The 22,522-nt window shown below is 63.1% G+C and carries 11 protein-coding genes; 3 read left to right on the top strand and 8 right to left on the bottom strand.

What is annotated here, in order from left to right:
- The first annotated feature begins 27 nt into the window (after positions 1 to 27).
- A complete protein-coding gene (locus OO25_RS12225) occupies positions 28 to 1,101 on the top strand; it encodes a CpsD/CapB family tyrosine-protein kinase (protein ID WP_040180416.1) in 1,074 nt (357 codons plus the stop codon).
- A 72-nt stretch (positions 1,102 to 1,173) separates the two neighbouring features.
- A complete protein-coding gene (locus tag OO25_RS12220) occupies positions 1,174 to 2,460 on the top strand; it encodes a chain-length determining protein (protein WP_040180415.1) in 1,287 nt (428 codons plus the stop codon).
- A gap of 33 nt (positions 2,461 to 2,493) precedes the next feature.
- On the opposite strand, the gene OO25_RS12215 is transcribed toward OO25_RS12220, so the two are convergent.
- Positions 2,494 to 3,858, bottom strand: coding sequence for an oligosaccharide flippase family protein (locus tag OO25_RS12215; protein WP_040180413.1), 1,365 nt, complete (start codon positions 3,856 to 3,858; stop codon positions 2,494 to 2,496).
- Positions 3,859 to 4,002: 144 nt separating this feature from the next.
- Between OO25_RS12215 and OO25_RS12210 the strand changes: the two genes are divergently transcribed.
- Positions 4,003 to 5,220 (top strand): glycosyltransferase family 4 protein, encoded by a 1,218-nt coding sequence (locus OO25_RS12210; protein WP_040180411.1) that lies wholly within the window; start codon positions 4,003 to 4,005, stop codon positions 5,218 to 5,220.
- An 18-nt stretch (positions 5,221 to 5,238) separates the two neighbouring features.
- Here OO25_RS12210 and OO25_RS12205 read toward each other — a convergent pair whose 3' ends face one another.
- From OO25_RS12205 to OO25_RS12175, 7 genes are read right to left on the bottom strand one after another with little or no spacing between them, the layout of a single operon-like run.
- Positions 5,239 to 6,081, bottom strand: coding sequence for a glycosyltransferase family 2 protein (locus OO25_RS12205; protein ID WP_040180409.1), 843 nt, complete (start codon positions 6,079 to 6,081; stop codon positions 5,239 to 5,241).
- Positions 6,078 to 8,648 carry a hypothetical protein gene (locus OO25_RS12200; RefSeq protein WP_040180408.1) on the bottom strand — a complete coding sequence of 857 codons (2,571 nt, stop codon included), beginning with the start codon at positions 8,646 to 8,648 and terminating at the stop codon, positions 6,078 to 6,080. The genes OO25_RS12205 and OO25_RS12200 overlap by 4 nt, the downstream gene beginning before the upstream one ends.
- Entirely contained in the window at positions 8,645 to 9,547 is a 903-nt protein-coding gene (locus OO25_RS12195) for a hypothetical protein (protein WP_040180406.1), read from the bottom strand. Before OO25_RS12195 ends, OO25_RS12200 begins: the two co-directional genes overlap by 4 nt.
- The gene (locus OO25_RS12190) at positions 9,544 to 10,257 is read right to left on the bottom strand and encodes a 4'-phosphopantetheinyl transferase (RefSeq protein ID WP_040180404.1); all 714 of its coding nucleotides are present in this window, start codon (positions 10,255 to 10,257) and stop codon (positions 9,544 to 9,546) included. Before OO25_RS12190 ends, OO25_RS12195 begins: the two co-directional genes overlap by 4 nt.
- On the bottom strand, positions 10,254 to 14,900 hold the full coding sequence (locus OO25_RS12185) for a MupA/Atu3671 family FMN-dependent luciferase-like monooxygenase (RefSeq protein WP_040180402.1): 4,647 nt from the start codon (positions 14,898 to 14,900) through the stop codon (positions 10,254 to 10,256). The genes OO25_RS12190 and OO25_RS12185 overlap by 4 nt, the downstream gene beginning before the upstream one ends.
- The gene (locus OO25_RS12180) at positions 14,897 to 15,967 is read right to left on the bottom strand and encodes a glycosyltransferase family 2 protein (protein WP_052465672.1); all 1,071 of its coding nucleotides are present in this window, start codon (positions 15,965 to 15,967) and stop codon (positions 14,897 to 14,899) included. Before OO25_RS12180 ends, OO25_RS12185 begins: the two co-directional genes overlap by 4 nt.
- Positions 15,964 to 22,449, bottom strand: coding sequence for a type I polyketide synthase (locus OO25_RS12175; protein ID WP_040180400.1), 6,486 nt, complete (start codon positions 22,447 to 22,449; stop codon positions 15,964 to 15,966). The genes OO25_RS12180 and OO25_RS12175 overlap by 4 nt, the downstream gene beginning before the upstream one ends.
- Positions 22,450 to 22,522: the final 73 nt, after the last annotated feature.

Genomic DNA, 22,522 nt, shown 5'->3' with positions numbered 1-22,522 from the left:
AACGTGGTAGAACGTCAAGGGGGTTTCATGAAAGATGTGATGACCGGACCGGAGACCCCTGGCAGCTGTGCACAGAAACTGGAATGGGACGATCCCTTCGCGATGACGCAACAAGGCTTCAAGAGATTTCGCCGCCGCAAGGGGCGCGACACCTCGGCACCAGAGCATGACCCCGCTCTGTCCGAGCGGGCCGACTCTGGATTGTCGACATCGCACAGCAGCGGAACCAGCGCCCGCGATATGGCGGCTTCATCCGCCAAAGCAACCGCGCGCCTGTCGCAGGATGGGGAACGTAACCGCTTCGCGCGTCGCCCCAAAACTGGCAAGAGCCAGCCGATTGAGGGGCTTGCGGATACCGACCCACAATCACAACACCTGCCAGCGACCTTACCCGAGGTCTGGGAGCGGCTGCACCGGGTGCCACTGGACATTCGCGGGCATCAGCTCGCCCGCTCCCCGCTGGTCAATTTCTTCCGCAACTCTCCGACAGCAAATGCCTTTGATCTGCTGCGCACGCGGTTGCTGCACAGTCTCAAGGTGCAGGGTTGGAAACGCGTCGCCATTGCGGCCCCTACGACAGGTTGCGGTGCAACGTTTTCTGCCGTTAATCTCGCCCTCAGCATGGCGCGAGTACCCGGAAACCGCACGGTGCTGATGGATCTCAATTTTCGCCGACCCGGTGTTGCCTCGGCGCTGAAACTGCCCCCATCGGGGGATATGCCGGGTTTTTTGGCTGGGGATCTGACGCTGCCTGAACACCTGATCCGGCCGGCCGCTTCGCTTGCGGTCGGGCTGACGGCGGCGCCAGATCGCAACGCGGCTGAAATCCTGCACGACGGGCGTTGCGCCAGTGTGATTGATGACATGGTGTTGAGCACCGGCGCCGATGTTGCATTGTTCGATCTGCCGCCGGTTCTCGAACATGATGACGCCGCAGCCTTTCTGCCGCAGGTGGACGGGGTTCTGCTGATCGCCGACGGCACCCGCACCACCGCCAAACACCTTGCGGCCTGTGAAAAACTGATCGACGGCCAGACCCAGCTGCTGGGCGTCAGCCTGAACCGGGCCCGCGGTGCCGGTCTGCTGCAATATGGTCAGTAGATGCCGCCACGCGCCCCGTCGCCGCCCTGTAACCTGACATTCACCCAACCGTAACCAACGACGAGCCAAGACATGGGACCGATCCGCACTCTGGATGACATATTGGATATGCTGCGTCGGCGCGCGTCGGTGATCTTCTGGGTCATCCTCCTTGGCGCCATGGTCTCGCTGTGGGTGGCGGCCAAGCAGCAACATTTCTACGAAAGCTCGGCGGTCCTGCAGATCACCCGACCAAAGATCGCTGATGATTTGGCCAAGTCCACCGTCGACGGCTCGTCCGCACGTCGCTTGCAGCTGATCGAACAGCGCCTGATGGCCCGCGGGTCGGTTCTGGATATTATTGAGAAATTTGGCCTCTATCAGGACCTGCCGGGTCTGGTCCCGTCGGAGAAGGTGGCCCTGCTGCGCGAATCTGTATCGCTCACCGGGGTGGCCGCCGCGCGGGAGGGCTTTGCCGATGATGGCACGATATCGGTGCTGACCATCTCCGCGCTGATGCCGACGCCGGAGCAGGCACAGGCGGTTGCCAGCGAATTTGCCACCCGCACGATCGAACTCAGCCAAAGCTCCCGGATTGAGCAGGCCCGCGAAACTCTGACCTTCTTCGTGGATAAGGAAACCGCCCTCATCAGCGAGGTGGCTGAGCTGGAGAATGAAATCACCGCTTATCGCAATGCCAATAACGTCGCCCTGCCCGGCGGGATTGAGATGCGGCGGGAAGAGATTTCGACCCTGAACACCGGCCTTCTGGAGATCGAGCGCGAGCAGATCGAATTGCGTAGACAGGCGGATCAGACCACCTCGAACCAGCGACAGGCAACCGCTCAGCGGATGCTCGAAGTTTTTGAGGAGAAACTGGCCACGCTTGATGCACAGCGGGAGTTGCTGTTGAACCGTCGCAGCGCTCTGGAGCGTTCGCTGGAAACCACCCCGGAGGTGGAGCGCCAGCTGGGTGTTTATGAGCGCCGGATGGGGCAGTTGCAGACCGAGCTTGAGTTGATCTCCCAGCGCCGGACCGAGGCAGAGGTCGGCTTCCGTCTGGAGGCATCGCGCCAGTCAGAGCGTTTGACAGTGATTGAATCTGCACCGCTGCCGGATTATCCGGCCACTGGCGGGCGTAAGAAAAAGGCACTGATGGGCGGGGTTGCCAGCATCGGATTGGCGTTGGGCATCGCGTTCCTGCTGGAACTGCGGCGCCCGGTGCTGCGCAGCGTGGCACAGATGGAGCGGGAAACCGGTCTGACACCTGTTGTCGCCATTCCTTTTCTCGACACGTCCTCGAAACGCCGCGGCATCTTTGCGCGGCTGCGCATGGCTTTGGGTGGGCGGCGGCGTACCGGAACGGAGCCAAGCGGGTGAACTCAGCCACGCACGGTTGACAGATGGCAGGCGTCACCCGACCGCGTTGATCATCTCCGCCAGCCTGTTCCAGTGCCACCAGATCGCCGACAGCCCGACAGCCGCTGCAAGGCCGGTGAACAACAGATCGTGCAGCGGGTCCCAGACATGATGCTTGGTCGCCAGCCAGATCATCACCGGATAGGCCAGCACCATCGCCAGTGCGAGTGCGGCAATCCCGCCCGTTAGGCCAAACAGGATTACCCCGGCCAGAAACAGCCCCGTCTGCGCCAGCGCCCGCGCAGCGGTAAAGACAAAGAACGAGCGGCTGTCCCCAGCAGCCAGCGCGGCCTGATCATAGGTCATGGTGATAACCGCAGGCACCATCGCCAGCGCAATCAGCACCACCATCGGGCCTGCATAGCTATAGCGCGCATCGTAGAGCAGATCGACAAGCCAAGGCCCCAGCCAGGCCATAGCCAGCAGGATAGTCAGGATCATCGCGCTAAGCCCGGCCCGCAGCTGCCGTTGTTTGCGACGATACTCAGGCGCCGCATGCGCAGGCTTGTCGCGATAGACCGGGATCATCAGCCGCTGGTTCACCGCATGGCCCAGTGCCATCGGGAAACTCGCCAGGAAAAACCCGATATTATAAATGCCCAGCACATCCAGCGGGACAAATTTGCCCAGAATAGCCCGATCTCCTTGAGAGGTCAGAAACCAGAAGGCGGTGGACAAGAAGATCCATTTGCCAAAATGCAGCAACTCCTTCAGCGCCTTGGCCTCCCAACGGAACTGGCTGCGCCGCCCCGGCAGTCCCAGATGCACAGCCAGCAGAAACGCTGCCGCCTGCAGAACGCTGCCAAGCACCAGCGCCAGAACCGACTGCGTCCACCAGGCCAGTAGGACCATGGCGCCAATGCCAATGGCTTGGCTGAGCAGCTCCAGCGCGGTCAGCCGCCCGACCAGAAGATGTCGATGCGCAGTCTCAACCCGGATCGGATCGAACCCGTTGATCACCAGCGCCATTCCGGCGATCGGCAAATACCACAGCAGTTCGGGCGCCTTATAGAATTGCGACACCGGCCAGGCCAGAAGCAAAGTCATCCCCCAGAGCGCGAAGCCGCGCACCACCTGAACGCTCCATGCCGTGTCGAGGAAATCCGGATCGTCACCGCGCTTGCTCTGGGCGATGGACGGCCCAATTCCCATGTCTGAAAACAGCGCCAGCCCGGTGATCACCACGCTGACCAGCGCCATCAGGCCAAATGCTTCGGGAAACAGCAGGCGCGTCATCACCAGATTGGCCGCCAGCCGCAGGGCCTGACTGCCGCCATAGCCCATCATCAGCCACGAGGCCGAGCGCAGCACGCGCGCTGCGAGGCTTTCACCTTGGAAGAGCGACAGGACTTGCTGCATCAATATCCTCGAAGTTTTGCGATACACTTGCGACACTGATCCTCAAAGGCGTCAATTCCACGGCGCCTTCGCGGCAATGCTGGGCAAGCGCGGCAACTGACGATACCCTGCGATAACTCTTGCATAAAATGGGCCGTCGTCCTCGTGAAAATAGCGTATATCCTGAACACCTATCCGCAGCCGTCGCATAGTTTCATTCGGCGTGAGGTGCAGGCGCTGGAGCGTCAGGGCCATATGATCCACCGGATTGCCATGCGCCGGTCCGGCGCGCCTTTGGTTGATCCCGGTGATCAGGCTGAGCAGGGCCGCACCACTTATGTGCTTGAGGCCGGAGCGCTGAAATTGACCGCAGCCCTGCTGCGGTCCATCATCCGGGCGCCCGGTTCCGTGATATCTGCATTGCGTATGGCCTGGCGGCTGGGCGCTGCTTCGCAGGTTGGTCGTTTGCGCCACCTGATCTATCTGATGGAGGCGGCCTATGTCGCCGAGTATGCGGCCCAGCATCAAATCGCCCACCTACATGCACATTTCGGCACCAACGCCACAACAGTGGCCATGCTGGCAGAGGCTCTGGGTGCGCCGGGTTACAGTTTCACCACCCATGGGCCGGAGGAATTCGACGCGCCTGAGTCGTTGTCGCTGGGGGAGAAAGTCGACCGCGCCAGATTTGCCGTCGCCATCAGCAGTTTTGGCCGCAGTCAGCTGAGCCGCTGGGCCGCCTTTGGCAGCTGGGAGCGACTGAAGGTGGTCCATTGCGGTATTGAGCCTGCGCGCTTTGCCGATCCCACGCCTCTGCCCGAGGGGCCGCTCCGGCTTGCTGCGATTGGTCGGTTCGTGGAACAGAAGGGCCAGATGGTGCTGATTGAGGCGATGGCGCAGCTGGTCGCGGATTACCCTGACCTGCATCTGGCGTTGATCGGTGATGGAAACATGCGCCCCGATCTTGAGGCGGCGATTGACCGTCATGGGCTGGGCAATCACGTGACGCTGACCGGCTGGCTTTCTGAAGCCGAGGTGAGAGGCGAGCTGGCGCGCGCGCAGGCGCTGGTAATGCCGTCTTTCGCCGAAGGCCTGCCGATGGTGGTGATGGAAGCTATGGCCTCCGCGCGCCCGGTGCTTGCAACCTATATTGCCGGAACCCCTGAACTTATTCTGGCGGGGGAAACCGGCTGGCTGGTGCCAGCGGGGGATCCGGGCGTTCTGGCGCAGGCCATCCGGGACCTCGCCGCCACGCCCCATGCTGAGCGGGCTGCCATGGGACAGGCCGGGCGCGCCCGTGTGCTGCTACGTCACGACAGCGATGTCGAGGCAGCGAAACTGGCGCAGCATGTCCAAGCCGCCCTGCCACGGGACTCGGGCTAGGCCCTCGACCAGATATACCTATCGCCCACGGGTCCAGCGCGCCTCGTTTCGGGTGCGAAACAGCGGTGATTTCACAGCCAGCGCCACGGCAGCATAGGTCATGAACCCCGCCGGATCACGTAGCGCCAACCGCAGGATCGCAGCTGGGTCAGGGCGGTGGACATCCTCATTGGTCAGCAGAGCGGGAAACCGTTCTGCAATCTCTGCCACTCCGGCATTCTGGCGCCTGCGCACCCGCACCAGATTGCGAAACCCCTCGATCAGCGGCCATTGGTAACTGGCCTGCACCCGGACCCGCTCCGCAGGAGCAAAGCTAAGCCGGGCAAAGATATCATCTGCAATGACATCCGGCCATTGCCCCCAGCGCGCCCGCCCGGCGCGGTTCATCGCAAAGAGGCCGAACCCCGGCACCCCTTCGCGTACAAAGGGCAGCTTTGCCCAGAACCGCCCATATAGACGGCTGACCCGGCTGCGGGCAGGGAATAGCTGCGGCGTGCCGCTGGCATAGCGTGGTTGATCCCCGGTCAACGCGGCGCAGATCTGTGCCATCAACGGGGGGGATACGATCACATCTGCATCCAGATAGACCAGAACAGATCCGGCGGCGCGCAATTCACCCTCTGCAAGTGCGCCGATTTTTCCACCCTCGCGCCGGTCGATCACAGCACAGGTCCACCCCTGCGGTACCGCCACTGCACGAGCCTCCGCGACGGTGCTGTCGGTGCAGCCATTGGCGATTACCAGCACCTCTGCCCGTATATCCTTCGGCAAGGGATCGCTCGCAAACAGCGCCGACAGGCAGGCCCCGATATAGCCCGCCTCATTGTGGGCCGGGATCAGCACGCTTATGAGCGGTGTCATTTTGCCGCCTCCAGCGCGCGCCAACGCGGATTGTCATCGCTCACATAGCGCAGGCTGCCCCAGCTGCCCCATTTGCCGGGGGATGAAACATCCGAATAGGCGGTGAACAGGTGGCCGCCTATCTCCGGCCAGCCTGCCAGAAGACTGCGGTACAGCGCGCCCATCTCTTCGGTGTAATTGAAATGGCTGAAGAACCCGGTCAGCATTTCATCATCCACCATCGCGCCAAGACCCACCACATGGCTGCCGCCCTCATACATGATCAGGTCAAGCCCATGCGCCTCAGCGACCTTGGCATGATAGGGCAGGACCCGCCCCAAAAGATCGCTGACAGTATCCTCGGAACTGCCGGAGGCAAGCCCGTCGCGCAGTTCTGCGGCGGCCAGGGCGCTGGCGGCATCATATTGGTGGGCCTCAACAAATTCCCCAGCTGCGGCCCCGCGCAGCCCCTTGGCCTCAGCGGCCGCTGCAGCCTGTTCCCGGCTTTGCGCGATCCAGGCGCGCAGGGTGGCTGCACGGTCGGGCAGGCCAAGAATGCCACCAAAATAGCCGGTCACCGCATAGGCATCAAAGAGGCGCGCGGGCGGGCGCCGTGCTGGGTCTTCGGCCACCCAAAGGGGCGCCGCCAATATCTGCTCTTCCAGCCCCAACCAGCCGGTCTGGGTGGAGACCACACGCACCAGATGATCCTCTGCCGCGTCGCCGAAGACATCCGTCCAGATCATCGCAACTTCGGCGGCGCGGCCCCCGTAAAACTGCATCCACAGATCCTGCCCACCCCAACGCGCACGGGCCTGATCATCGGCCCAGACCGCCTGTTCGAACTGCCAGTTCCAGACCTCGTTGGAGTATTCCACATAGGCGGTCAGTCCGGGGTCCAGCTGGTCGCGGACCAGTCGCGCATAGTTGCCGATATAGATATCGTCGGCCATATGCGGCAGCGTGAACCACGGATCGGCTTGCAGGTGATTTGCAAGTGCCACCAGCACCTCCGCCGGGGCACCCTGCGCCGTCCAACTGTAGTCCTGCACCCGCGGGCGATCTTCCCAGCCGACCTGAGTGCTGTCGTTGGTGGCCATCCAGTCCATGAATCGCAACGCCGCAAACCCGCGCAACCGGGCGATCCAATCCGGGTTGAACAGCGCCCCCGCCTGCCAGTCGGGCAGGTGTTTTTCCATCACCACAGTGATGTTGCGCACGTAGTCGCCGACCCCTTGCCGGTCACTGCGCTGAATGCGGATTTCAACCGCGCCGGCCCCCGGGGTATAGTCAAAGCGGATTTCGCTTTTGCCGTAGCGGATGTTCCTTGCCCGGCCAGTGACCTCGATAATCCCGTCGCCTTCGAATTGCAGCACATACCGCCCCGCAAGGCTGCTGGCCTCTTCCGGCAGATCCGTGAGGATCAGGGTGCCGACCGAGCCCAGTTCCGGCGGGATGGCAGTGGGCCAGCCCTCCGGGTCCAGGTATCCCGCTGCCGCCAGATCCGAATAATCCGCACCCCCCCACTGGCCTGCGATATGTCCAATCCAGGGGCGCGCGGTCTTGAAATGGTCGAGGAAGGGCGCCTGCGGACTCCAATCAGCGATAGAGGAAAGGTTCATTGCAATCGGCTGCTTGGGCACGTCGATCAAAGCAGGTTCTGCCCGCGTCGTGACAGCGTCAGACGCAACGCTCTGGCTGGCTTGCACCGGCTGGTTCAAGGTGGGCAACACCGGATCCGAGGGCAGGGGCGGCGGATCTGAGGGCAGGGAGGCCCTTTGCACCCGCTCCCGTGCCGCATCCCAGGCGATCTCCTGCAGCCGTCGCGCCAGTGCGGGCGCGGGCGCCTTATAGCGACCGCCCCATGATGAGCGCAGCTGATGCGGCAGGCCGACGGGCGACTGGCCGGTCAGCACCGCATATTGCAGGGCAGAGAGGAAATAGAACCCCAGATCATTGGGGTGAATGTCGTCGGCGAAGACCTCCTCGATCCGGCTCAGGCCCGGCACGGTTCCGGCCTGAATGGCGTCATCCAGCCGGGCCATCGCCTGGCCCGCCTTCAGCAGTTTGATCTTGCCGCCGGTTTTGCGGTTCACCGTATCGACAACGCTCTGCCAGCGCGGCAGATCCGCCGACAAACGGTCGCGCCATGGCATCGCCGCGCCCGCGTCAAATGGCACCTCAACCCCGGTGCCGCTGCTCAGACTGTGCCAGGTCTCCTGCAGATAGACCTCGACCTCGGGATTGGCACTATGGGCGAGGGTGTAGAACTCTGTCAGCGCCCCCTCGGTATCGCTCCATTTCAGATGGTTGGCGAGCGGGATCGCTTCGGTCACGATCAGAACATCTATGCCGTCGACCAGCCGTGTGCGGGCGTTAATCCCCTCGGCCTGATCCGCATGGGCCCAATTATAGCTGAGCGGGGCGCCGTTGATGATCTGCGCCTCGACCGTGATGCTGTCGCCTGTCTGCCCGGCGGCAAGGGCGGGTTGCTGCGTCAGCAGCTGCTCCAGCATCACTGGATTGTCGGGGCCGAACAGGGAATGGCCGACCATGACCACGCTGGCGACCAGATCCGCCAGTGTCATGAGGACACGCCGGTGCGTGGGTGGCTGGTGATCACCTGCCAGACGATGTTCTGCACTTGCCGCGCGGCTTCAGCACTTAAGGCATCGGCCGGGGTGCCATCGGCGCGTTGCAACTGATGGGGCAGGCCAACCGGGGAGCGCTGATAAAGTGTACTGACATGGGTAAGGGCAACAATATAAGCCCCCAGGTCATTGATATGGATCTGATCCAGCGCCCCCTCCTCGGTGCGGGCAAAAAGGTCTTCGCGGTGGGTCAGCCCGTCGATCTGTCCGGCCTCAGCAGCGCGGACAACCGCCGCCATCACCTGGCCCGCAGGGATCAGATAGGCGGGGCGCTTCGGGTTGCGACGGCTGTCCGATCCAGCCAGCCCGCCAAGCCACAGCTGATCCAGATCGCCGTCAATCCGCGCCAGCCAGCCATCAGCGGTATCCAGCGGGTGCCAGGTTTCATAGAGATAGATCCGCGTCTGCGCGGCACCAGCGCGCGCCAGATCTGCCCACTGGCGAAAATACCGCGCTCCTTTGAAATAACGCAATGCATCGCGCAGCTCGACCATTTCGGTCAGCACAACGGCGTCATAGTCGCCCGATCCAATCGCCTCGCGCGCGTCGCGCCAGACCGGAGGCGTGTTCACCTGATTGAAATGCAGGATCTCCAGATCCGGCTCCCAATGATCCTGTAAGGGCGTGCCGGAGCCAAGCTGGCTGTTATACCGATGCCCCTCCGGCGCCAGTTGTTGTACCATATGCGGCATATCCGGCCCAACCAGTGAGTGGCCAAGGTGGAACACCCGCATCGGCCCCTCCGGCGCGGTCAAAGGTGGCAGCGCGAAGGGGGTCGCCTGCGCGCCGATTGGCAACAGGGACAGAAGTGCCAGAAAACCACGCCGTCCGATCATTGCACCTGCGGCAGCTGTGCGGCGGTCGCGATCAGCCCCTCCCCGATGACAAATCGCCCCTCAATCCTGTCCCCCGTCAGGAAGGGCAGTTGATCAGCCGTAAACCGCGCAGAAAACTGCCCGCTGATCTGATCGGTGTCGTTTGCCATACGCATCTCCAGTTCCATCCCGTCAAAGCCGAAAAACCGCTCGCTCAGGCGATATTGGCATTTATACGCGGCTTCTTTGGCAGAAAATATCACTTTGGCCAGTTGGCCGGGGTTGGTCTGCTGTGCCAGCCAGAGACGTTCCGCCGGGCGGCAGATCTGCGGGATCAGATCATCGGCGAGCGGCGTGTCCTCCTCGACGTCAACGCCCAGTCCGCGCATCTGCTGCGGTCGGGCGGCGACGGCAACGGCGGTGCTGCGGCAATGGCTGATCGACCCAACCAGCTCGGGCGGCCAGATCGGCGCGCGTTTTGGCCCGACGGGAATTGCGCTGGGTGTCAGGCCCAGCGTTGCCATTGCCTGATGCGCCGCGGCACGGCCTGCTGCGAACTCTCGCCGCCGCTTCGCCACCGCGTTTGGCGACAGGCAGGCGGCCTCCTCAGGGAAGGGCACGGGTGGATCTCCCTGCGGATCGCAGACCTCCACTGCAACACCATCTTCAAACAACGGGCGGATCAGCGCCCGGTGCCGCGCGCTGCGCAAGGATGGCTCAACCAGGGTCATCCGCTGCGGGCCTTGCGGTTGGCGCGCATTGCGCGGCGCTTGGACATCATGTCGGATTTCGCTGCGGCGTCGACGGCGGGTTCGGCCACGTGCTCCTCAGCGGGACCAGCGCCGGTCAGCGCGTCAATGTGGCCTGCCAATCCCGACAGGGTCGGGAAGCGGAAGATATCGGTGATCGACAGCTTTGGCACATCCAGCGCGCCACGAATGTCGCGGTGGGCCTGTACCGCGAGCAGGGAATGGCCACCCAGGGTGAAAAAATTATCCTCTGCCCCGATGCCGCTGACGCCAAGGATACCGCTCCAGATTTCGGCAATCTTGCTCTGTGCCCCGGCGCTGAGCGGCGCGTCGGAGGTGGGCACGGAAATCTGTACCGGTTTTGGATCGGGCAGCGCCTTGCGGTCGATCTTCTTGTTTGGGGTCAGCGGGAAGGCGTCGAGATGTTCGATATGGCTCGGCACCATGACCGCAGCCAGTTGCTGCGTGAGTGCGGCCTTCAGCGCCGCCTGATCCGGTGCCACAGGTCCGGTTACATAGGCGATCAGCCGGGTGTCGCCAGCGGTTTCGCGGGCGATAACAACGGCCCCGGTAATGCCATCCATCGCCGCCAGCGCGGCCTCGATTTCGCCCAGTTCGATCCGCTGGCCGCGGATTTTGACCTGATGATCGCTGCGGCCCAGGAATTCCAGCTGACCGTCGCTGCGCCAGCGCACCAGATCCCCGGTGCGATAAAGGTGGGTTGAGGGGACATGCGTCCCCGCATCGGCAAAGGGATCAGGAACAAAACGCTCCGCCGTGAGATCTGGGCGCTGCCAGTAACCGGCGGTCACACCGGCACCGCCGATCAGCAATTCGCCGGGCACCCCAATCGGCTGCGGGGTCAGGCTGTCATTGACGACATAAACAGTGGTATTGGCAATCGGCACACCGATCTGCGCCGTGCCAGTTGGCACCTCCGCAAGCGACTGCATGGTCGACCAGATGGTGGTCTCTGTCGGGCCATACATATTGTGGATGTCGGCATCGGTTGTCGCGCGCAGGCTGGCCACCAGATCGCCCGGCAGCGCCTCCCCCCCGATGAACAGATGCGAGAGCCGCCCCAGCACCGGGCGCGCATCGGCGTCTGCGGTGATCATCCGGGCCATCGACGGGGTGCATTGCATATGTGTGACGCCGTGGCGCAGGATCTGCGCCGCAAGCGAGACATCCTCCGCCGCCAGCTGTTGCGGGGCGTTGGCAAGGCGCAGGACCTCCGCAAGGGGTTTCAGCCCCTCCAGCACGATCTCCGGTGCAATGCCGTAGTCGATCAGGCAGGCGATCTCATCAACGCCGATCTGCTTGAGCTGCTCCACCCGCTGCAGGGCATCGGCAATGGTACCAAACAGGCCAGAATCCTCAAAATACCGTTCAAAAGCAAAATCGAGAATGGCCTCCAGCTCCTCTGCCGAAAGCATGCCGAGGTCCATTTCAAACGGGTTTTTCACCCCTTCTGGTTTTTTGAACGCAGGAAAAGCCCAGGCGTATTGCTTGATCAGACCAGCCGCCGCGCGCAGGTAATCCTTCATCGGTTCTCGGGCTGTGGCGCGGGCGTCTTCGCGGGTGTCCGCGAGATAGCTGTGCAGCATCAGCGTGACCTTGTGATCGCGCGGGTCGTGACCGGCGGCGCGCAGGGCATCATGATAGATGGTGATTTTGCCCGCGACCTCCTCAATGCTTTGTCCCAGCAGATGGGTCAGCACATTGGCCCCGATACTGCCCGCCTCACGCCAGGTTTCGGGGTTGCCTGCCGTGGTGACCCAGACCGGCAGCTCCTTTGACACAGGGCGCGGCTGGGTCAGAACCGCGTGTTCGCCACCATCCTTGCGCGGGAAGGCGACCTCCTCTCCGCGCCAGAGTTTCCGCACCGTCTCTATAGCCTCGAACAGCGCAGGCTTATTGGCGGGGGGCGTATTTTCGGGGCGCAGGATGAAGTCATCCGGCTGCCAGCCAGAGGCGAAGCCTATACCTGCGCGTCCGCCGGTCAGATTGTCGATCACCGACCATTCTTCGGCAATGCGGGCCGGGTGATGCAGCGGCGCCACGCAGGACCCCGCGCGCACGCCGATATTTTTCGTCACTGCAGCCACCGCCGCGCCGGTCACTGCCGGGTTCGGATAGGGCCCGCCGAAGGCGTGGAAATGTCGCTCTGGTGTCCAGACCGCGTTGAACCCGTGCTGATCGGCGAATTTTGCCCCCTCCAGCAGCAGTTCATATTTGCGCGGGCCGGGACCATCGTCATTGCCCCAGTAAAACAGGTTGAAATCCATGCCGCGATCACTGGTGGCGACCGGGCCATTGGACAGCTGCAACCGCGCCTCATCACTGGACAGCACCAGTTTGAAGCCGCGCGACAAGGTCCAGAACAGTTCCAGCACCGAGATGTCGAACGACAGGCTGGTCACCGCCAGCCAGCAGTCCCCCGGCTGATGCGGGATGCGGTCATCCATGGCGGCAAAGAAATTCGCAACATTGCCATGGCGGACCATCACGCCCTTGGGCGTGCCGGTGGAGCCGGACGTATAGATCAGATAGGCCAGATCCTCTGGTGTGGGCGCTGTGGCAGGCGTTTCGGCCACAGTTTCGGCCACGGCGGAGATCTCGGGCAGGGCGTCAAGGCACAGGATATCGGCCGACAGGTTGCCGGGCAGCTGGTCGCGGTGCCCGGTGTCGGTCAGGATCACGCTTGCGGCGCTGTCGGTGATGAAATGCGCGATGCGATCTGCCGGATAGGCCGGATCCAGCGGCACATAAGCCCCGCCTGCCGCCATCGTGGCAAGGGCAGCAATCACCAGATCAGGCCCGCGCCCCAGGTAAATACCGACATGGCTGCCCGGCTTCACTCCACGGTCACGCAGGAGGGCAGCCAGATGATCAACGCGAGCAGAGAGCTCGGCATAGGTCAGGCTCTGATCCTCATAGACCAGCGCCGTAGCGTCCGGGGTTCGTGCAACCTGGGCTGCAAACTCCGCCGGTATGGTGCTTTGCCCGATGTCGGAACGGGCGGTGCTGTTCCAGTCCACCAACATCTGGCGTCTTTCGGCCTCCGGCAGGATCGGCAAATCGGCGATGGTGCCACCGGCGGCCGAGGTCAGCGCGTCGATCAGCAGTTCGGCCCGCCCCACCAGCAGCTCGGTCGCTTGCGCATCCAGCCGCGCAATATCAATGTGCAGGGCCAAAGCGCCCTCCGACAGGGACAGGGTCGCTGCACAACCGTCGATATGCTGCGCACGCCCCAGCATGCAGCCAATATCCGGACAGAAACCGCTGCCCCCGGTCTGTCGCAACTCCGGCGCACGGGCAATGAGATCAGCGGCAAAACCGCCGCTGCTGCGGGTGCTGCCCAGCTCTGCAGCCAATTCGGACCGCAGATCGTCCAGGGGCGCATCGCGGCGGGCCTGCACCGGCACCCAGTTAGAGATCAGCCCCGCGATGGCAGTCTCCTGCAGCGCGTCCGTGCTGAGCGCGATGCCAGCAGCCTCCGCACCGGAGCTGGATAGCATGAGGGCAAGAGCGACGCTCAGCACATCGACCTCTGTCAGGGGTGCATCGTTGGACAGCGTGAGATGGTTGATTTTGGCTGCACCATCAGCTGCCGGACCTGCCAAGGGCAGATCCACAGCGGGCAGGGCCGCCAGCGCCTTGCGCCATTTACCCTCGCTGGCCTGCGTCGCGGCCATTTGCCGGGTCAAATCGCTGCGGGCCGCTGCATCAAGAGACGGAAGACTATCCCCGGTTTTGACATGGTCGACGGCGCGGATCGGTCGTCCGTCGCAGTGGTGCAATCCGCCAATCCGCAGCGCGCCATCGCCGCAGGCCAAGGTCATCGTCGTGTCGTCCACGCTCAGCACAGTGCCCGGCGCGCCGGATCCCTCTGCGATCTCTGCGGTGCCGATCAACGCTACTGGCGCCTCGCTGGTTGCAGGTAGTTGGATCTTGGCAGCACAAAGCGGGTTCCAGTACCCGTTGAAATCAAGGGCGCGCACCAGCCGCTGCAGGTCCGCGGCGGATTGCGGCAGATCCAGCAATGCGCCTGCTTCGGGCCGGTCAGCGCGTGTATAGAGTTTGCGGGTACTGAAATCCTGCGCCTGTCGCGCCAGTGTGCCGGTTTCCAGCTGCCCTAGTACATCGCCGAAGCTGTCCATCGCGGCGGCGTAGCATTTGGCATTGAGACTATAGGCCGTCTCATCCCCGGCAATCGCAAACAGGCGCTGGGCGAGGATATCACCTTCATCCACGCCGCCCTCGATCATGTGCCAGGTGATCCCGTAGTCCTCAGCCCCTTCAATCAGGGCCCAGTTCGGGGTGTTGAGACCGGCATAACGCGGTAGCGGGCCATCATGAAAATTGACGCCGCCATTCGCTGCGCGGGCCAGCACGCTGTCGGGGATGATCTCAAGGTTCGCGATGGACAGCAGCCAGTCCACAGACCCGTCAAAATCGCGTGCGTCTTCAAGCACAGTCAGGCCCTTGTCAGCGGCCCACTGGCGGATTTCGGCGTCTTTTGTGACCACAGCGGCGATGCTGTGGCTGCGGGCCAGCAATGTGTCCGCGCAGGCAACAAGCAGTGATTTATTGCCAAGAACGATACAGGAGAATGGGGTCATTTCTGCTCCTCCGGTTGAGACGGGGTCTGGCGCGGTTCCATAGGTTGGTTTTTTCGGCGGCGAAAGATCGCGCGGCTGTGATGAACGATCAGATCCCGCAGAAAATAGGGTGGATCGGAGGCCGGTTTGTCCGACACCAGCCGCCGCAGCCCGTAGAGCAGGCTGCCGCTGATCAGCGCCAATGTGGCCCCAACCGTGTAGGCGCGCCCATGGGTGCTGAGAAAGTAATGCAACCGGCTGTCGAACCAGTATTGCGGGGTGCGCTGCCAGTCTTTCATCCCGGTCGAGGCGGATCCCACATGGGCCACCTCGCTTTCCGGCAGATAATGCGTGCTCCAGCCCGCGCGGGCGGCACGGTGGCACAGCTCGGTTTCCTCAAAGTAGAGAAAGAACGTCTCGTCAAACCCGCCTACCGCATCAATCACTTCGCGCCGGATCATCAGACTGGCACCAGCGGTCCAATCCAGCTGTGTCGGGGTGGTGGGGATTTCCATCGGCACCACGGCATCTTTCAGCAGGCGCGTCACGATGCCGGTTCGCACCGAGGATTCAAACTCCCCCGCGATGGTGGGAAAGCGAAAGGCGGTGCAATGAGGCGTCCCATCGGTGCCGCACACATAAGAGCCGACCAGACCGGCGCTGGGGGTCGCTTGCAGAAAATCTCGCAACGCGCGGATCGCGCCCGGCTGCACAAAGGCATCTGAGTTCAGCAGATAATAGAACTCCGGGGCGCTGCCATCGGATAGGCCAAGGCGAAAGCCGATGTTCATGCCCGCGCCAAACCCGCCGTTGCGGTCGCTGGCGATCAGACGCAGGCGGCCGCTGTCGAGCCAGCCGCGCGCCTGCACCGCCGTGAGCAGCTGCTCATAAGAGCCATCGGCGGAGCCATTGTCGATGATCACCACTTCGCCGGGCAGCTCTTCCATCTGCTCCAGCGCGGCAGCGGCGCAGTCCAGCGTCATCTGCGGCGTCTTATAGTTCAGGATGATGGTCAGAATGCGCGCATTTGTACCGCCCGACGAGGTGTCCGAAGGCTGCGCGGCGGAGGGGGCGTTGGCGTTGGTCATTCTGCCGCCTCCGCGGTGCTGCGGGCCAGCGCTGCGGCGTCGGCGGCATCCAGTCGCGCCTTCACCTCTCCAGCCAGCACACTGACATTGGGCACCAGAACCATACTGTCGTGATCGCCGGGCACCTCGACCACCTCAACGGCGGGGGCCCAGCGGGTCCAGTCGTTGTCATCAAAGACATATTCCCGCTCGCGGCTGACCCAATTCCCGGCAGAGACCTGCCAGTGCCGGTCAAGTGGCGGGCGGAACAGCGTCATGGGCCCGGACCACGGGCGCAGATCATAAGCGGGCAGGGCGGCGCGGAAGGCCAGTTCGACCTTGCGGTTGTTGAACACTGGCGCTGCGCTGTCGCCGCTGACAGCATAGCGGCGTTTCTCGATCTCCCAGGCGATGCGATTGGTGATCCATTCGCCCAGATAGGCGATCCCCTTGCTGCGCAGTTCGGCCCATTTGATCAGCGCCTTGTCGCGGCGCGTCAGCTCTGGACGCAGCGGGAGCGGCGTGTCCAAGAGGATCAGAGCGGAAGTCTCTTCACCCTCAGCCTGCAGTTGCTGGGCCATCTCATAGGCGGTCAGCCCGCCGCCGGAGAACCCGCCCAGCAGATACGGCCCCTCTGGCTGGACACCGCGGATCTCCGACAGATAATCACGGGCCGCTGCATCCAGACGATCATGCGGCGCATCCTCGCCGATCAACCCTCGGGCCTGCAGCCCGTAAACGGGACGGTCCTTGCCAACCATAAGGGCCAGATGGCGCAGGTTCAGCACGTTGCCAAACATGCCCGCCACCAGGAAGAACGGTCGCCGCCCGGTGCCATCACCGGGGTGTAGCTGGACCAGATGGGTGTAGCTGGGGGTCTCGGCGGCGGTGTCACCTGCACTCTCAACCGGGGTCTCGGTGGTGAGACCGCCACCGGTGCGCGCAATCACCAGCTCTGCCAGCTTGGCAACAGAGGGGGCCTCAAACAGGGTGGAGATCGCCAGATCCACCCCAAAGCTGCGCTTGATCTGCGCAAACAGCCGAACCGCGATCAGAGAATGGCCGCCAAGGTCAAAGAAACTGTCCTCAACCCCGACCTGCGTCACGCCAAGGAGACGCGCGAACTGAGCGGCGATATCTTCCTCCACGGCATTGCGCGGGGCAAGGTACTCGGTGTCCAGCTGTGGTCGCTCAAAGCTCTGGTCGGTGTCGGCATTCTGCGGGGGCGGCTGATCGGCTTGCGCCATCAGATCCGGCAGCGCCAGCGACGAGACCACCACCTGCGACAGCCCGGTGGCGAGCGCCCGGCGCAAGGCCTCGGGACCGTCCTCGGCACGGATTCCTTGCGCGATATTGCGGTGAAGGCGCCTTTCCTCCGGCGACAAGGGCTGCGCGCTGCCGGATGCCATCAGTCCCAGATCCTCGGCGCTGGCGTCAGCGCCGTCCGCCGGGGCCAGATTGGTCGCACCGGGCAGCTGCTGCATTTGAAACCCACGCATTTCTGCGACCACAGTGCCATCCGTAGCGGCCAGCGTGATGTCGAACCGCGCGCTATTTGCAGAGCTGTCGACCAGCCGCATATGGCTCAGCAGGTCAATCGGCAGCGGCGCGAAGATCTGGATGCTGTCATAGGACACCGGCACCCAAAGCGCGCTGCCCCGATAGGCTGGGACCAGATCAATGGCCCAGCCGGTGGCCAGATCCATCAGCCCGGGGGGCAGAAGGGTGCCATCTTTTTCGGCAATCTGCGGTAGCTTCAGTCGGGCAAGACCTTCTGCGGTTCCATGGCGTATCTCTTCCAGAACATGCCAGCGTGGACCGAATTTAAGATGTGCTTCCTGCGGTGTTTTCAGCCGCTCCGCCGGTGTGGTCTCCGATACCTCCGGCATGCGAAGCCTCAGCTGAGGGATATCGACCGGCGCTTGCGTGTCCCGGTCAAGATCGGTGTCCAGCAGCGCCTGTACATGCAGCGCATAGCCTTCCGCCGTACGGCTGTAGACCGCAAAATCATAACCCCGCTCCACCGGAGTCAGCCGGACGATCATATCGCAGGGCGTTCCTGCCACCACCAGAGGCCGCAGGAAATAGAGATCGCGCAGCGCAAAAGGCGCGTCATGGCCCAGCTCCGCCAGCGCCTCAGCGGCATATTCGAAATATCCGGTGCCGGGGATCAGCGCGGTGCCATCCCTGGTGCGATGTTCATCCAATATCCACTGATCACTGCTCAATCGGCGGTGAAACAGCAAACTGCCGTCATGGGCAAACTGGCGGCTGTCAAACAGCGGTTGATCGCAGGGGATGGGGTCGCTGCCCGCCTCGGGCTTGTGTGCGCCGAGGGCCTCCGCCGCCATCCCGACGTCCGCCCAGACACCCCAATCGACAGATACCACATGCGTTCTCTGATCCGGGGAGGCAAGGGCGCTGCGATGTTTGGCAAAGGCATTGAGGTATTCATTGGCAGCCACATAATCGACCTGACCAATCGGGCGCGTTACCGCAGAGGAGGAGGAAAACAGCACCATCAACTCCAGCTGATCTGCGCCGAAGATGGCGTCGAGCACTCTGAGCCCGCTGACTTTGGGAGCCAGAACCTGAGCGATATCCTCTTCTGTTTTGGCCAGAACCGGCGCATCGTTGATCTGGCCGGCGCCGTGGATGACGCCGGTGATCGGGCCAAAGATCTCCTCGGCTGTTGCAACAGCGGTGCGCATTTGCTCGCTGTTGCAGACATCTGCGGCCAGCGGCAAGACGCGGCCTTTCCCAAGTGCGTCCAGCGCCATCACGGCGCGGATGCGTTGCGCGGTTGTATTGGCCGGGCTGTGACGATTGAGATAGCTGTCCCAATCGTCGCGCGGCGGCAACCCGCCGCGCGAGATCAGCACCACATTGGCGTTAAAGCTTTGCATCAGGTCCGCCGCGACCGTGCGTCCAATGCCGCCATAGCCACCGGTGATCAGATAGGTGCCACCTTCACGGAAGCCAGAATGCGACGATGCAGGCGCACTGTCTGGCAGTGCCACTGGGCGCCACCGCAAGGCATAACGCTTGTCACCGCGCCAGAGCGCCGTGTCATTCGCAGGTTCCGAGAGCAAGTCCTCCAGCAGGCGGTCAGTGATTGACATCGGAGCCTGATCCGAAAGCCAGCGACGCAGGCCATTGGGGCGGGTTGGCAGTTCGATATCGACCGTGGCGCAGGTCAGGCCGGGGATCTCGCGCGGCAGCACGCCGGCAGGGCCGGCAATCATCGCCTTTTCCGGGTACGGCAGCGGCTCATTGCGCAGCTGTGCCGCCCCGGTGGTAAAGACCGTCATATGCAGGGGATGCGGAAGGTCAATCTGGGCCAACGCCTGCCCCAGCGCGGTCAGCGCATAAAACCCCATCTCCAGATTACGATCAAAAAAGGAGGCGCCGGGGCGGAAGCTCTCGCCCTCAGTGACCAGCCAGAAATGGCCAATGCGACTTGGCAGCAAATCCGCCAGCGCGAGATCGGCAAGCAGCGCATCATAGCCCGCGCGCCCCTGTTCCGGGGCCAACATATAGCGGCTCTCGCTCAGCTGGGCATAGGTGTCGCCGGGGGTGACCCGCACCACCCTGTGCCCTGCCTGTTCCAGGCGCGGCGCCAGATCGGCACACAGCCCGGTGTCATCCTCAAACAGCAGCCAGGTTTCAGGTTGCTGATCCAGTTCGGTGGTAACATCAAGATCGCAGCTGGCCAGCGCTGGTCGCCAGCTGGGGCGCGATCCCCATTGTGACATGTCGTCATGGCGCTGGGGCGCGCTGATTGCTGTGTCCGCAGTGGCCGGGGCAGCGGGTTCGATGAAATAGCGGCTGCGCTGAAACGCGTAGGTCGGCAACGGCAGACGCTGGCGGCGGGCATCTCCCCAGATCTGATCCCAGTCCGCCTCCAGCCCTGCGGCCCAGAGCCGTCCGATCACGCCAAAGAAATAGGCATCATCGGCCATCATCTGGTCGGGGTGACGCAATGAGCTGAGCACCTGACCGGGCTTGATCGCCGGGGCCATCTGCGCCAGCGAGGACAAGGCCTTGCCGGGGCCAACCTCGAGATAAAGCCGGTTGGGTTGCTCGGCGAGCGTTTCGAGGCAGGCGGAAAACATCACCGTATTGCGCAGCTGACCGACCCAATACTCAGGGTCGGTAGCCTCCGCATCACTCAGGATCTGGCCGCTACGGTTGGACAGGATTGGGCGACCGGGGGCGGTTAAGGTCAACCCGCGCAGGAACTTGCGGTACTCGTCCAAAATGCCTTCCAGCATACGGCTGTGGGCAGCTATGTCGATCTGGATGCGTTGGTGATCGACTTCATCCGCGGTCAACTGCGCTGCCAGCGCATCTAGTGCGGCCTGTGGTCCAGAGACAGCTGTGAGGCGGGGGGCATTGACGCTGGCAATGTCCAGATCCGGCGACAATCTGGCCTCAACCTCCTCCAGCGGCAGCGAGATCGACAGCATGCCGCCGGCGGGTACGTTGTCGAACAGCCGCCCACGCAGCAGCACCAGATCGATGCAATCCTCAAACGACAGCACCCCGGCCAGACAGGCTGCGGTGTTCTCCCCCATGGAATGGCCCACCAGAGCGGCGGGGCGCACGCCCCAGCTGATCCACAGTTGCGCCAGCGCGAATTCCACGATCATGATCAGCGGCAGCTGCGCGGATGGCTGTTGCAGGCGCGCATTTGCGGTGTCTTCCTGCCCCGGATCCGGCAGCCAGAGCGCGCGAATGTCATAGTCCAGCTGGCCCTCAAGGTGATCCAGACCCCGGTCCATCCAATCGGCAAAAACCGGTTCGGTTTCATAGAGATCCCGCGCCATGCCCGCATATTGCGCGCCGCCACCAGGGAACATGAAGACCACCTCAGGGGTGCTTTCGGCGCAATCATGGTCAAACACCCGCCTTGGATCGCCCGTGTCCAGCAGGGCGGCGGCTTCCTCAGGGGTTTCGGCGACCAACGTCCGACGCTTGGCAAAGCCGCGGCGGCCTTCCTTCAGCGTGTAGGCCACATCTGCCAGTGGCAGATCGGGATTGGCGCGCAGATGGGCGGCCAGGGCCGAAGCATTGGCATTGAGTGCTGCTTTAGAATGGCCAGACAAGCAAAGCACCTGAAACGGGAAATCGCTTTCATCCGAGGCGGGGCGGGGGGCGGCTTGTTCCAGCACCGCATGGGCGTTGGTGCCGCCAACCCCGAGCGCGTTGATCGCAGCACGGCGGGGGCCTTTGGCAGAGGTCCAGTCGCACAGGCGGTCGTTGACCACAAAGGGTGAGGTTTCAAAATCAATGGCCGGGTTGGGCGCCTCATACCCCAGGCTAGGCGGGATCTGGCCATGATGCAGCGCCAGCGTTGTCTTGATCAGCCCGGCCACACCGGCGGCCGTATCCAGATGCCCGATATTGGTCTTCACCGAGCCGATACGGCAATAGCCGACCGCAGGCGTGGTCTCGCGGTAGGCTTCGGTCAGGGCCGTGACCTCAATCGGGTCGCCCAGATAGGTTCCAGTGCCATGGCATTCGACATAGTCGATGGTATCCGGCGGCGTCTCTGCCGCGCGCAGCGCCTGCCGCACGGCGCTGGCCTGCCCCTCGACCGAGGGGGCGAGATAGCCTGCCTTATCCGCACCGTCATTATTGATCGCCGAGCCCTTGATGACAGCCCAGATGTGATCGCCATCCGCCAGCGCGTCCTCCAGGCGGCGCAGCGCAACCGCCCCCGCGCCGGAGCCAAAAACGGTCCCCTGTGCGCGATGGTCAAACGCATGGCAGTGGCCGTCCGGCGACAGGATCTCGTTCTCTTTGAACAGGTAGCCGCGGCCCTGTGGCAGCTCAATCGTAACGCCACCGGCAAGAGCCATCTCGCACTCACCTTCGCGCAGGGCCTTACTGGCGTAATGCACTGCCACCAGAGAGGTCGAGCAGGCGGTCTGGATGTTGACGGACGGGCCTTTGAGGTCGAACACATGGCTGACGCGCGTGGATAGGAAATCCTTGTCGTTGCCGGTGTGGCGCAGCAGGAACATACCGACATCATCGACCAGCGGCCTGTTGGAGCAGATGTTGAAGTAGAAATAGCTGCCCATGCCGCAGCCGGCATAGACTCCGATCGGACCATCAAGGCTTTCGGGTGGATGACCGGCATCCTCCATCGCACCCCAGGCGACCTCCAGGAATTTGCGGTGTTGCGGGTCAAGGATCGCGGCTTCTTTCGGGCTGAAACCGAAGAAGTCGGCATCAAACTCAGCATAGCCCTCCAGCGCTGCGGTGGCGGCAACATAATTGGGGTCGGACAGTGTCTCAGGGTCTTCGCCTGCGGCTAAGAGGTCGTCTTCGCTGACAGGGCGGATCGATTCCACGCCGTCGCGCAGATTTTGCCAGAATTCGCCGGGGGACTGGGCGCCCGGCACGCAAAGTGACATGCCCACAATGGCAATATCCCCGCTGTAACGCGAGGCATCAAACGGAGTGCGATCCGTGGTTTTCCCTGATGTCTTCAATTGCCCCAATCGTCCTCAAATCATGTGCCCGACCCTAAATGCAGTACCGGACAAAGCCCCAACCAATTAACAA

Origin of the sequence: Phaeobacter sp. S60 (assembly GCF_000826845.1) — a bacterium.
GTDB classification, from domain to species: Bacteria; Pseudomonadota; Alphaproteobacteria; order Rhodobacterales; family Rhodobacteraceae; genus Phaeobacter; species Phaeobacter piscinae.
Note: the sequence above shows the minus strand (reverse complement) of the source record. Positions and strands in the feature narration are given on the sequence as shown.